The 12,104-nt window shown below is 61.0% G+C and carries 16 protein-coding genes; 7 read left to right on the top strand and 9 right to left on the bottom strand.

From position 1 onward, the window contains the following. Nucleotides 1–152: 152 nt before the first annotated feature. Nucleotides 153–632, top strand: a complete 480-nt coding sequence (locus DSC91_RS01395) for a hypothetical protein (protein WP_115776485.1) — start codon at nucleotides 153–155, stop codon at nucleotides 630–632. Here DSC91_RS01395 and DSC91_RS01390 read toward each other — a convergent pair. After that, nucleotides 629–916, bottom strand: a complete 288-nt coding sequence (locus DSC91_RS01390) for a hypothetical protein (RefSeq protein WP_115776484.1) — start codon at nucleotides 914–916, stop codon at nucleotides 629–631. The genes DSC91_RS01395 and DSC91_RS01390 overlap by 4 nt on opposite strands. Before the next feature lie 186 nt (nucleotides 917–1,102). On the opposite strand from DSC91_RS01390, the gene DSC91_RS01385 reads away from it, so the two are divergent. Both DSC91_RS01385 and DSC91_RS01380 read left to right on the top strand, forming a co-directional pair. Then, complete coding sequence (locus DSC91_RS01385; RefSeq protein ID WP_115776483.1) at nucleotides 1,103–1,579, top strand: MaoC family dehydratase; 477 nt, start codon at nucleotides 1,103–1,105, stop codon at nucleotides 1,577–1,579. A 100-nt stretch (nucleotides 1,580–1,679) separates the two neighbouring features. Next, a complete protein-coding gene (locus DSC91_RS01380) occupies nucleotides 1,680–1,958 on the top strand; it encodes an NADPH-dependent F420 reductase (RefSeq protein WP_175172146.1) in 279 nt (92 codons plus the stop codon). 90 nt (nucleotides 1,959–2,048) lie between these two features. Here the strand turns inward: DSC91_RS01380 and DSC91_RS01375 are convergent, their stop codons facing one another. After that, entirely contained in the window at nucleotides 2,049–2,357 is a 309-nt protein-coding gene (locus tag DSC91_RS01375; protein WP_115776482.1) for an EthD family reductase, read from the bottom strand. A gap of 493 nt (nucleotides 2,358–2,850) precedes the next feature. Here DSC91_RS01375 and DSC91_RS01370 point away from each other — a divergent pair, with 493 nt between their 5' ends. The 3 genes from DSC91_RS01370 to DSC91_RS01360 all read left to right on the top strand — a co-directional run bounded on the left by DSC91_RS01370 (nucleotide 2,851) and on the right by DSC91_RS01360 (nucleotide 4,986). Next, on the top strand, nucleotides 2,851–3,216 hold the full coding sequence (locus DSC91_RS01370) for a DUF2946 domain-containing protein (RefSeq protein ID WP_115776481.1): 366 nt from the start codon (nucleotides 2,851–2,853) through the stop codon (nucleotides 3,214–3,216). Between the two features lie 185 nt (nucleotides 3,217–3,401). Continuing rightward, entirely contained in the window at nucleotides 3,402–4,412 is a 1,011-nt protein-coding gene (locus DSC91_RS01365; protein WP_373291974.1) for a transporter, read from the top strand. Further along, entirely contained in the window at nucleotides 4,402–4,986 is a 585-nt protein-coding gene (locus DSC91_RS01360; protein ID WP_115776479.1) for a TlpA disulfide reductase family protein, read from the top strand. Before DSC91_RS01365 ends, DSC91_RS01360 begins: the two co-directional genes overlap by 11 nt. Nucleotides 4,987–5,128: 142 nt before the next feature. Here the strand turns inward: DSC91_RS01360 and DSC91_RS01355 are convergent, their stop codons facing one another. The 3 genes from DSC91_RS01355 to DSC91_RS01345 all read right to left on the bottom strand — a co-directional run bounded on the left by DSC91_RS01355 (nucleotide 5,129) and on the right by DSC91_RS01345 (nucleotide 8,160). Next, nucleotides 5,129–6,124 (bottom strand): AraC family transcriptional regulator, encoded by a 996-nt coding sequence (locus tag DSC91_RS01355; RefSeq protein ID WP_115776478.1) that lies wholly within the window; start codon nucleotides 6,122–6,124, stop codon nucleotides 5,129–5,131. Nucleotides 6,125–6,150: 26 nt separating this feature from the next. Then, nucleotides 6,151–6,936 (bottom strand): SDR family NAD(P)-dependent oxidoreductase, encoded by a 786-nt coding sequence (locus DSC91_RS01350; protein ID WP_115776477.1) that lies wholly within the window; start codon nucleotides 6,934–6,936, stop codon nucleotides 6,151–6,153. Nucleotides 6,937–7,128: 192 nt separating this feature from the next. After that, nucleotides 7,129–8,160 carry an NAD(P)H-quinone oxidoreductase gene (locus DSC91_RS01345; protein ID WP_115776476.1) on the bottom strand — a complete coding sequence of 344 codons (1,032 nt, stop codon included), beginning with the start codon at nucleotides 8,158–8,160 and terminating at the stop codon, nucleotides 7,129–7,131. Nucleotides 8,161–8,311: 151 nt separating this feature from the next. Between DSC91_RS01345 and DSC91_RS01340 the strand changes: the two genes are divergently transcribed. Further along, nucleotides 8,312–9,196 carry a LysR family transcriptional regulator gene (locus tag DSC91_RS01340; protein WP_115776475.1) on the top strand — a complete coding sequence of 295 codons (885 nt, stop codon included), beginning with the start codon at nucleotides 8,312–8,314 and terminating at the stop codon, nucleotides 9,194–9,196. Nucleotides 9,197–9,213: 17 nt separating this feature from the next. Here the strand turns inward: DSC91_RS01340 and DSC91_RS01335 are convergent, their stop codons facing one another. The 4 genes from DSC91_RS01335 to DSC91_RS38120 form a co-directional block, all read right to left on the bottom strand. Then, nucleotides 9,214–10,482, bottom strand: coding sequence for an RNA polymerase sigma factor (locus tag DSC91_RS01335; RefSeq protein WP_115776474.1), 1,269 nt, complete (start codon nucleotides 10,480–10,482; stop codon nucleotides 9,214–9,216). Next, complete coding sequence (locus DSC91_RS01330; RefSeq protein ID WP_115776473.1) at nucleotides 10,479–10,850, bottom strand: YciI family protein; 372 nt, start codon at nucleotides 10,848–10,850, stop codon at nucleotides 10,479–10,481. Before DSC91_RS01330 ends, DSC91_RS01335 begins: the two co-directional genes overlap by 4 nt. Nucleotides 10,851–10,997: 147 nt before the next feature. Beyond that, the gene (locus tag DSC91_RS01325) at nucleotides 10,998–11,693 is read right to left on the bottom strand and encodes a phosphatase PAP2 family protein (protein WP_115776472.1); all 696 of its coding nucleotides are present in this window, start codon (nucleotides 11,691–11,693) and stop codon (nucleotides 10,998–11,000) included. Nucleotides 11,694–11,902: 209 nt separating this feature from the next. Then, entirely contained in the window at nucleotides 11,903–12,085 is a 183-nt protein-coding gene (locus DSC91_RS38120; protein ID WP_115776471.1) for a hypothetical protein, read from the bottom strand. Nucleotides 12,086–12,104 lie beyond the last annotated feature (19 nt).

The raw sequence follows: 12,104 nt of genomic DNA, 5'->3' as shown, positions 1-12,104 counted from the left end.
ACGTCTATATTCCAATGGGCGGGCTGTGGTGGGGGAGCCGCGAGGCTCGCCGGTATGGTATAGAGCCGGTCTTCCAAACCCGCCACGTGCCCGCTCACCCACTACCCCAAGCGAGTGTCGGGCGATCCAGGAAGTACCAGGGAGGTCGCACCATGAACAGCCATTCCACAAATACAAAACAATCCCAACCCGCTTCACGCCCGCCTGTCGACGCGCTCCAGTACGAGAAACTTGCATTGCAGACCTTCGACCTCTGCAACCGGCAGTTGAGCCAACTCAACACATTGATCACACTTTCGTCCTCAATATGTAGGAATCCTGCCATCACAAGCGACGAAAGACGGCGTCAACAAACCATGCTTGAACTGCTCGTCGACACAGCAGAGCAATATCAACGGGAGCTCGAATGTGACCGTGAGCTATACCAGGTAATCGCACTCGATGCGAAGGGCGTCCCTCAAAGCCGCATCACCGCGAACCGTGCCGCGCGCCTTCTTGCAGAGGCATCAAAAATAGCAACAACGGAAACACCGGCAGCCACGAAGCCCAGCCCTAGCAAACGAGCGTCAACCAAATCCGCAACGATCGAAGAAGCAGACGCGGCCCAACAGCCGGCTCCCGTGCAGCATTAACCATCCATGCACGAACAGGCAGGCGGCTTGCGCTGTCGGGCAAGCGCTGCCTGGTCTGTCGGCGATATCGCTGGCTCACCGCCTCCGCCATCAATGCCCAATTCAATGTCGGGCCCAATGAATATCTTCTGATGAAAGTCCGTATAGAAGATGTTCGCGGCGGTGCCGAGCACGGACTCTGCCCGGCGCTCAAGATCACGATCAGGATTGCTGCATCGCACAGCAGCCTGACTGGGCTTGTCAGCACCATCTCCCAGATTCGACGAAGACTGCAAGCGCGCCATACAGCAACCTTCCGTGCACGAAAACGCAAACAGCGCGCCGCCACAACGGCTACGATAAGTTCATCGGCCCGCACGCGCCGCACCAGCGCCCCAGAGGACCGACGCTCACGCAGGAAAAGCGAGATGTGGGACAGCGAACGAAATCAATCGATCGGCCCGCCCTCCCCAGCCTGAAAGGACAAGGTCATGAGTCAGCAGACGCTCTATTTCGACGACCTCAAGGTCGGCGACACCTTCACCACCGGCACGCATGACGTCAGCGCTGCCGATATCAAACGGTTCGCCGCGGAGTTCGATCCGCAGCCGTTCCATCTCGACGACGAAGCCGCACGCGACACAATGTTCGGTGGACTCGCCGCAAGCGGCTGGCATACCGCAGCGATCACCATGCGCCTGCTCGTCTCAGGTGGCCCGAAGCTGGCCAACGGCGTGCTCGGCGCCGGCGGCGAAATCGAATGGAAGATGCCGACGCGCCCCGGCGACGTGCTGCATGTCGAAAGCGAAGTCGTGGAGCTAATCCCATCCCGCTCACGCACCGATCGCGGAATGCTGGTGCTGCGCTCCAGAACGATCAATCAGCATGGCGAAGTTGTGCAAAACCTGAACGCAAAGCTGATCGTCTCGCGCCGGAGCGCCCCGATGCTGAATCCGTCCACAAACTGAAGTCGCGCGTGACGCTCCAAATCGACGCCCTGCGGGCGCCGATGCGGGACCGCTCCGAGCAGCACGGCCAGTCAAACTGCGCGATTTCCCCAGGCCTTGCATGGGCGCCAGCGAGATCGTCGCGGCACACGCGCCAGGGGTTCGTGTCGTCAAGGCGTTCAATGCCATCCGCATGGAACACTACGGCAAAGGTCCGGTGTTTCATGACGGAAAACGCGTCATCTTCGTCTCAGGTGACGACAGGGAAGCAAAGGCGGTGGTGATCGGACTCGTCAACGATTTTGGCTACGCACCCGTGGATCTTGGCGGTCTGGTTGAAGGCGGTCGCATGCAGCAAGCCGGTGGCCCAATTGCCGCCCACGACTGGTTCGCCGCATAGGACTGCAAGGTATGCAAATCAATGTCGCGTTATTCGGTGCCAGGCGCATTGCCAGATCGTTGACGTATGCGACCGAGACACTATCCAGCCTTAAACGTCTTGGGTATCGAATACCAAAAGCTCGACACCGGCCTGCGCGAAATTGGCTAGATCACCCGCTGTCGCTCGGCCTTCGGGTGATTTGAGCGCCTGTTGCAGCGCATCCATCGAATCAAAGCTCAGGATTGCTGCAAGATGATAGGGAGCGTCGCCTTGCGGGGTCGTGACCGGCCCGGCACTCACTTCATAGCGCCGAAGCCCGGATATCGTTTTGGCAAGCGGCACATGATTCGAGAAGTAGTACGCATCGAATGCATCCGGGTTTGACGGCGTCTTGTACAGTGCGATGAGCTTTGTCATGGTCATGTCTCCTTGAGCGCCCGGTCGGAATCGGTACGCAGCAGAATGAGCGCCTCACGCTCTAAACCGCTGAAGGTCTGCGGTCCCCCGAAGCGTCAATATACCCCCTTCTTTCCCTACCTATTTGTAGGGCATCTACCCATCGGAACCGTCAAAGGCGCGCGCGATAATCGTCTGCAACACACTAGCTGGCCGGTCATTCCGTCACGATCATGCCTCGCCTTTTCTACTCGAAGATTGGCGGCATTCTCAGATTGCTTTCAATCCCGATGGCAATGCTCGCACCACCGGCCTCGCAAACCCTTTCGGCCGATCAAAGTGCCGATCTGATCGCGGGCGCTTTCTGTTCCGCGCGAAACGGCCCTGACTTTCAGTTACCCGATTCGGTATCTGTCCAGCCGGTCCGGCCCGCTCGGGCCGATGGCAGGCGTAAGGAAAGCGCCATAAAGGCTCGCCATCCGATGGACAGAGTCCTGAAAATCTTTGACTACCCATGAAGCTCCGCGCCCACCAACACGCTGTCGCATGGCTTGGCCTCATCGCCATGTGGCTCGTCGTTTTCGCGCCGCTCGTGAGTCAGTTGCTCGTTGCGTCCCGCGCCGACGAACCGGTCAGTGCGATTTGTTCGGCGGTCGACAGTGGCGCTCCCGCCGCACACCATGCGTTCCCAGACAAGATCGCGGCATGTGGATACTGCGATTTCCTCGCTCATCATGTAGCCGCGCCGGGCGTCCCTCCGGCTGGTCTCGTTGCAACACTATCGTTAGCGGATGCGCAAGTATCGGCGCCGCCTCCGTTTGTCCCTCACGCAGCCGCGTTTCCCTCTGGCCGGCCTCGCGCTCCTCCCGTCCTTTCCTAGTCGTTGCTTCTGTCAACTGAAGCGTCAGCCTGCTTTGTGATCAGGCCGTCGCGGCAGTCTGTCGTCTCAGGAAAACATCCACGTCCTTCCACTCAGGAAGGGGTCGGCGCGTATCCGTGTGAAGCGGAGAGGAAATCATGTCTACCAACCAGAATGCGCTATTGCGCTGCACGCTGCCTTTCGTCATGGCCGCGATCGTTCCCAGTGCGGCTCACGCCTGCGCCACTTGCGGCTGCTCGTTGAGCACCGATGCAGCGATGGGCTATTCCGCCGCCCCAGGCTGGCGAATCAACATCGAATACGACTTCATCAACCAGAACCAGTTGCGCAGCGGCACAGGTTCAGTGTCGAACACACAACCCGCCAGCATCAACGACGCCGGTGGCAGCCAGGAGGTGGAGCGCCAGACGATCAATCGATACATCAATCTCGGCATCAGCTATAGCCCCAGTGCGAGCTGGAATTTCAGCGCGCTCATTCCTTACATCTACCGTAGCCACACGACGTACGGCAACGCGACGACGGACCAGCTCACACCCGACAACGTGAGCGGCGCAACCAGCAAAGGTCTGGGAGATATCAAGCTCATCGCCAGCTATCAGGGTTTTCTGCCGACGCACAACCTTGGATTGCAGCTTGGTGTCAAGTTACCCACGGGCCGGTACGGTGGTCAGAACGTCGATACGGGTGCAACCGTTGGGCACAATCCCGTGTTCTTCTCGAACGGCCCCAATGCGGCAGCAGGCCAGGCGCTCGACACCAGCCTGCAGCCCGGCACCGGCAGTACCGACCTGATTGTCGGCGCCTACTATTACCAGGCAATCAGCCAGAACTTCGACGCGTTCATCAACGGGCAATTCCAGTCAGCAATCGTCGAAAATCTCGATCACCCCGGCGCGACATATCGCCCTGGAAATCTGGCCAGCTTGAGCGTGGGACTGCGCTATGAAGCAAACCCGAAGTGGGTTCCGCAGTTGCAGATCAACGTGACCCGCAAGAGCCATGATCAGGGCACGCTCGCGGACAGTGCAAATACCGCGGGAACGGTCGTCTACGTCAGCCCCGGCATCACCGTCAACGTATGGAAAAACCTCGAGGTGTATGGCTTCGTGCAGCGCGCGATATACAGCAAGCTCGACGGGTATCAGTTGTTTCCACGCTGGACCGGCAATGTGGGGATGAGCTATGCGTTCTGACGTAATGCGGGCGCCACTGGCGCATACAGACTCCGCCCCCTCGACTTCGACCGCGCGGCGGGCGTGGTTGCGTGCAGTGCTTGCATTGTCTCTAGCGGCGAGCGGGTTGGGCCGATCGTCGGCGACCCGCGCCGCCACGCTGGCCGTTGGTCAACCTGCACCGTCGCTCGTCCTTCATACGCTGGATGGGCGAAACATCAGCACCGCCGATCTGCTTGGCAACGTGATCATTCTGACGTTCTGGGCCACCTGGTGTGAACCATGCCGTGACGAACTGCCTCTGTTGTCCGCCTATGCCGCGCGCAATGCGGATCGGGGTCTGCAAGTGCTCGGGTTCAGTCTGGATGGAGCCGACGACCTGTCTGCGGTTCGCGAGATTGCCGCGAGCCTGAGCTTTCCAGTGGGTCTGCTGGGCAGCGCCTGGGCAGGCGACTATGGGCGCATGTGGCGCATTCCAGTGAGCTTCACGATCGGACGTACGGGTCTCCTGGCGGACAACGGGTGGGACGATAAATCTCCCGTTTGGACGTCCGAGCGCCTGCAACGTGTTGTCACGCCGCTTTTGAGGCAATAGATGCGTGAATGACGGATGAGAAGTCGCAAGTCATGCCGCAGAAGTGGTGTTGTCTCGCTTGCTGAGTAACTGGCTAACTGGATTGTCGCCGATGAAAGGCATGCGGCTCAACGACTGATCATGCCCGCGTGCGGTCCGCTAATCAATGGACCTCCATTCGAAAGAAACCTGGCGACATCCCTTTCCATCCTTGGTACGCGCGGATGAACGAGTTGGGTTCCTGAAATCCCAGCAGAAAAGAAATCTCCGCCAACGACAACGCCGACCGTTTCAGGTAATGGTCGGCCAGTTCGGTCCGCGTCGACGTCAGGACGCTCTGAAAGCTTTCGGCCTCGGCAGTCAGCTTGCGCTGCAACGTGCGCTTGCTCATTGCCAATCGTTCAGCGACCGTTTCGATACTCGCCTCACCGCTGGGGAGCGCCTCAAGAAGCACCGCACGAACCCGCTCCGCGGTGCTAGCGCGAGCGTCCATATCGGCTAGCTTCTGGTTCAGCTTGCTTTCGAAGAAGTCCCACATGGCGGCATTCGAGGTCAGGAATGGCGTGGACGCATCGGCCGCTGAGAAACGAATCTCAGTGCTGTCGGCCTGGCGCAACGGGCACCCGAAGTACGCTTCATAAGGCGCGATGTCTCGCGGTAGTTCGGGTACACAAGTCGCCTGCGGCACGATGCGCTTGCGCGTGCCGACCCGGATCAGCTGGCAGAAGAACACCAGTTCGGTAAGACTGAGCGAATGAGGGAATCGGTCCTCGGCGCCATAAAGGCTCAAGGTCAGGCGCGTCGATTTCAGGCTCTGATCGACGTCCAGCAGCATCGGGCCAATCAAAGGCTTGTAGTGACTCAGGCGTCTGGCGGCGACGTTGAAATTCGGGCTGCACAGGCTGGCGAAGATGGGAGCGTCAAAGGCTTCGGCCTTGAAGTGTTCGGCAAGCAACAACGCTACTTGCCGATCGCCAGCGGCCAGCTCAATGCCACGCCATAGCCGAAAGTAGTCAGGCGGTGACAGCGCGATGTCGCCACGAAGGAACAGATCAGCGGGCAAGCCCGCGTGGGCCAGCACCGCGGAAGGATCGATCTGCATGTCGCTCAGCATCAACCTCCAGTTGCTGCCGATCACGAAGCGGTTAGCTCGTTTCATCGTGTATCGCCTGATGCGGTCGGTGGTCAGGCCTTTTCCATTGCCTGGCGCGACATCTTGAGCGTGGTCCTGCGCGGCAGCAGTGGCACGACCCAGTTCAGCAGGAATTTCAGCTTGCCCTCATTGAATGCGATGAGTTCGCCACGCTCCATGGCGTCGTAGCCGCATTGTGCCACCGACTCCGCCGACTTCGCCTGCTTCCAGATATCCACGCCCTCGAGGTTGCCGGCCTCTACAAATCCGGTGGCCACGGCCCCAGGGCACAGCGCGGTTGCCGTGACGTTATAGACGGCCACCTCTTCAGCAATGGCCTGAGTGAATGACGTCACGTAGGCCTTGGTAGCGTAGTAAACCGCTTGCAGCGGGCCGGGCATGAACGACGCAGTCGACGACACGTTCAGGATGCGACCGCGCTTACGCTGCACCATGCCATTGAGATAGAGGTGCGTCAGCTCGGTCAGCGTCGCCATGTTGACCTGCATCATCGCCTGAATGCCCGCCAGGTTTTGCTCGTGAAACAGCCCATGTCCACCAAAGCCGGCGTTGTTGATCAACACGTCGATCGTGATGCCATGCGCTTGTGTCTGCTCGAAGATCCGTTGCGCGGCGCCCGGCTTCGACAGATCCTCCGCGATGACGGTCGCGGCGATGCCGTACTGAGCCTCGAGTTCCCGCTTCAGCGCGTCGAGCTTGTCGCGTGAGCGCGCTACCAGCACGAGGTCGCCTCTCTTCTTTGCATGGATCGTTGCCAATTCCCGGCCGATGCCGCTGGATGCGCCGGTGATCAGGGCGGTGTTGGATTGCTTGGTCATGACTTCCTCATTCGTTGGGGCTTCCATGAGGTCATCGTAAGACTGCGGATCGCGCCACGCACTAGCGAACGACGCCAGTCTGCTATCAAATCGCGCCATCGAGGCAATCCGTCTCCGATAGCAACCGGCACAGTTCGCCCCTTATGAGTTACTCGGGCGCGGCCCGCCTCCGCTTTGACTGTCAACCCGTCTTCAACCAATGAGATCGGCACCGGTCGTCAGAACAATCTTCCCAAAGTGGGTGCCGGAATCGATCAACTCGTGAGCATCACGGGCGTCGGCAAGCGCAAAGGTTCTGTAGACGACCGGTTTGACCTTGCCGCTCTCGATATGCGGCCAGACCTGCCGCTCGAGTTCATCGATGATGGTCGCCTTGTCCGCGGATGTGCGCGATCGCAATGTCGAGCCCATGTGCGTCAGGCGTTTCGTCAACATCGGCAAGACGTCGAGATCTTTCGCCGGCCCCTTGATCACGCCCACCTGGAGGATCCGCCCGTCCATGGCTGCGGCGTCATAGTTTCTGGCGATGTAGTCGCCGGCAATGATGTCGAGGATCACGTCGGCGCCTCTTCCATCGGTAAACCGCTTGGTTTCGGCGACGAAATCTTCCTCGCGGTAATTTATCGCGAGGTCTGCGCCCAGCGCCAGGCTGGCCTCCCGATGCGCCTGCGAACCAACTGTCGTGATGATTTTCGCGGCGCCGAATGCCTTTGCCAGCATGGTCGCCGTGGTACCGATACCTGACGCGCCGCCATGGATCAACACCGATTCACCGGCGACCAGCTTGCCACGCTGGAACAGATTCAGCCATACCGTCATAAACGTTTCGGGCATGGCCCCCGCTTCCACCAACGTCAGGCCTTTGGGGATACGCATCGTGTTGCAGGCGTGTGCGACGGCATATTCTGCGTAGCCACCGCCGGGAATCAATGCACACACCAGTTCGCCGATCCGGAATTGGGACACGTCGGCGCCGACGGCAACCACTTGACCCGCCACTTCCAGCCCTGGAATGTCCGAAGCGCCGGGGGGCGGATCATACAGCCCTTTGCGCTGGAAAACGTCCGGGCCGTTCACGGCGGCCGCATGAATGCGGATCAGAACCTGACCGGCGTCCGGCACCGGCACCGGACGCGTAGTCGGCATCAGGACCTCAGGACCGCCGGGCTGTTTGATCTCAATGGCCGTCATGGACGACGGCACGCGATAAGTCGAAGCAGACATGGATACCACTCCTTCAATAGATGAGGCTCGATTGATCCGGGCGGATCGTTGAACGAGGAACTCTTGCGTTCAGTATAGGCATCGACATTGATGAATATGCGCAGCATTATTCACACTGTGAGATGCAAATTTGCATCAGGAGGGCGGCACGATGAACTGGGATGACGCAAGAGTATTTCTCGCGGTGCAGCGCGAAAAAACGCTCCGTGGAGCGGCCAGGACGCTCAATCTCGATCAGGCGACGGTCGGCAGACGGATTGCGGCACTGGAGCACGCCCTTCGTGCAACGCTCTTTCTGCGCACCTCCGAGGGTTACGCGTTGACCGCCGCGGGCGAAGCCGCGCTGAGATCGGCGGAGAAAATGGAGCACTCCGCGCACGAACTCGTGATACGAACTCAAGGCACGGATACACGGCTCGCGGGGGACGTAAGAGTGACCAGCACCGACTCGATCGCGATCGATTTCCTGCTTCCCGCCATCGAGCGCCTGCATGCTGCGCATCCCGAAGTGCGCATCCTGCTGGACACGTCGACGCGCATGCTGAATCTGGCAAAGCGTGAAGCGGATATCGCGGTGCGGTCAGTCAGGCCGGAAAATCCCGATCTCGTCGCGCGGCGCCTGGCGCGCTGGCCCATGGCGCTATTTGCATCGAATGCCTATCTCGAGCAGCACGGCAAGCCCGCCGCCGGCTCGGCATTCGCGGGCCACGACCTTGTCGTCTATCAGGGAAACTGGACCGGTAATCGATCACCGACTCTGGCTGGCGAACCGATACACGCGGGGCGCATCGTATCGACCTTCAATTCCAGTCTCATGCTGCGTACCGCGGTAAAGGCCGGCATCGGTATCGGTGAGCTGCCGATACATCTGGCCGAACTCGACGGCCTCGTGCAGATATGGCCGGAACCCGCGCGTGGGGCGGTCTACGAAATCTGGCTCGTCACGCATCAAGATCTTCGGCATACCGCGCGCATCGCAGCAATGATCGACGGCATCGTCGCCGCGTTCGAAGATCACTCGACTCACACAAAATAGTCACGCGCGGCGCCGATCTAACTTCTCGCCGATAACAGCTCGCTGCGCTTGCGCTGCAAGAACCGGCGCACGGCCGGGTCGCGCTCGAGTCCGATCGCGAGATCGTACGCGCCAAGCGCTTCGGCCGTCGCGCCGGCACGCGCGAGCAGATTGGCACGCGCGGCCCAATACGGCTGGTAGTCGGCCAATCGTGGATCGTCCGCATACGGCTTGAGCGCGTCGAGCGCCGCCTGCGGGCCGTCCCGTTCCGCCTGCGCGAGCGCGCGGTTCACCGCGACCACCGGCGACGCTGCAATCGCGAACAGCGCATCGTAGAGCTGCACGATCTCATCCCAGTTCGGGCGATGCGTCCGGCAGCGGTCGATGTGCGCCGACTGCAGCGCGGCCTCGAGCTGAAAGCGTCCGATTGCGTTGAATGCGCTTGCGCGCCGCAGCAGTGCGTCGGCGGCGTCGGTCATCGGCGCGTTCCATGTTGCCGGGTCCTGAGCCGACAGCGGCACGTAGTCGCCGGCCGCATTGCGTCGCGCATCGCGCCGCGCCTGCGCATACAGCATCAGCGCGAGCAGACCGAGCGTCTCCGGCTCCTCGGGCAACAGTTCGACGAGCAGTTGGGCAAGAAACAGCGCCTCGCCGGCAAGATCGCGCCGCTCGGTGTCGCCGCCGACCGGATCGGTCCACCCTTCCGCATACGCCGCATAGACCGCTTCCCGCACCGCAGCGAGCCGGCCGGGCAACTCCTCGCGCTCCGGTACGCTGAACGGAATGCCCGCTTCGCGGATCTTGTTCTTCGCCCGCACGAGACGCTTGCTCATCGCGGCGGGCGACATCAGGAACGCGGACGCGATCGTCTTCGCTTCGAGCCCCAGCACCACCTGCAGCATCAGCGGCGTGCGAATCGCGGCCTCGAGCGCCGGGTGCGTACATGCGAACAGGAGCGCAAGCCGCCGGTCGGGCAACATGCCCGCCTCGCGCTCGTCGATCTCGTCGGCGAGGATCGCGAGCTGGTTCGCCACTTCGTCGCCAACACGGCGATGACGCACGCCATCGAGTGCCCGGCGGCGCGCAACCGTCATCAGCCACGCTTCGGGATTCGCGGGGCAGCCGCGCTGCGGCCAGTCCGCGAGCGCGGCTGCAAACGCGTCGGCCAGCGCGTCTTCGGCTGCGGCGACGTCGCGCGTGCGCATCGCCAGCAGCGCGACGAGCTTGCCGTAACTGCGGCGAGCGACTGCCTCCGCAATCGAATGCGCGGCGCCGTCAGCGTCACGGTCGCCGCCGGAGGGACTCATGCAGCAGATGGCGCTTCGTAGGGGGCGGTCCAGACCGGGCGCACTTCCATGAGGCCGTGCGCCGCGCCGGGACAACGCGACGCCCACGCGATTGCCGCGTCCAGATTGGGCGCGTCGATCAGGTAGTAGCCGGCGAGTTGCTCCTTCGAATCGGAATACGGTCCGTCGAGCACCTGCGGCTTGCCGTCGACGAGCCGCACCGTGGTGGCCGTGCTCGTGTGCTGCAGCCGGTTGGCGCCCACCAGCACCTCCGCCTTTTTCAACGATTCGGTGTACGCGTGATATGCGGCAACCCCTTGCTGCCGCTCGCTGTCGGTCATCCGGCTCCAGCCGTTTTCTTCCGAATAGATCATCAATAGGTATTGCATATGAGCCTCCGTCATGGGGTTAAGGCGGGTGAATGACATCTGGCCGCCATGACAATGACGCGCGGACCGCATGCTGATGGACAGGCCGCATCGAAAAAAATCGCGAACGGGACGTCAGGCTTGGTCGCCGCAAGAACCCTTATATGTTTATAGCGCCTTCAAACCCGCCCTGAAAAGCAGGAACAGATCATCGAATTGAGTGACCAGTTCAAAAGACAAGAGAAACGCCAGCGTATAGGCAGGCCCTGGATAACTGTTCATCCATCGCAGGATCGGTCCTGCAAGACGTGGTCTGACGAAATCCCGCGTCGCGATATACGTGATGGCTACGCCGATCGCCGCCCCGGCGAGAACGTCAGTCGGATAATGCAGACCAAGGTACACCCGCGGCAAGCATATGAAGATACCGGTGTACAACAGCGCGAACACGCCGGCGCGTCGCGAGACAATAAAGATGCCCGTTGCTATCGACATCCATAGCATCGCATGATCGCTAGGAAAGGAACTCCATGTGCGCACAACCGCGTCATGCAGGCCGACGGAGGGAAAGTCCAGGTGCAGTTCCGGGTTGTAGAGCGGCCGCTGCCTGAATGGCAAGCAATAGGCAAGAAGCCTGCCGCACGCAAGGGATAGAAGACCGCTGGCGAGCGTCGCGATGATCGTCTCACGCTTCCATTCATCACGCGGACCCGGCTTGAACCACATCCACCACAACACGGGGATCAGGACGAGGCCTTTGAATATGATCTGGCCCGCTATCACCCTTATCGCGTGATTTATTGCCGCCGAGTGGAAAGCGTTGTGCGTCAGAAAGATCTGGACTGCTGTATCGAAACTGTTCATTGCTGCGCCGATCTTTCGGTTCTCAACAGGGGGGGCCCGCGTCAGGGAGTCGGGGAGTCGGGGAAATGGATTGGGACCGTCTGGAAACCGCCATGCCTGTATTCGGCTCGAGCGAGACGTTCGTCAACGGGATCCGAGCCGGAGCCGGAGCCGGAGCCGGAGCCGGAGCCGGAGCCGGAGCCGGAGCCGGAGCCGGAGCCGCAACGAGGCTATCTTCGCCAGCCGTGCCCGTAACCCCCGAAGCCGATGCCGACATCGACGGATGGCGCCGCGTAGTACGCTGGCGCATAACCATATCCATAGGCCGGCGCGGGTGCATACGCGTACGGTGGAGCGACAATGCAGCCTGACAGGCTAGCCGCAAGCGCAACGACACACAAAAGTCTGATCATGTTTTTTCTCCGTTCGCGG

The sequence above is a fragment of the Paraburkholderia caffeinilytica genome (genome assembly GCF_003368325.1).
In the GTDB taxonomy this organism is placed as follows: domain Bacteria; phylum Pseudomonadota; class Gammaproteobacteria; order Burkholderiales; family Burkholderiaceae; genus Paraburkholderia; species Paraburkholderia caffeinilytica.
Note: the sequence above shows the minus strand (reverse complement) of the source record. Positions and strands in the feature narration are given on the sequence as shown.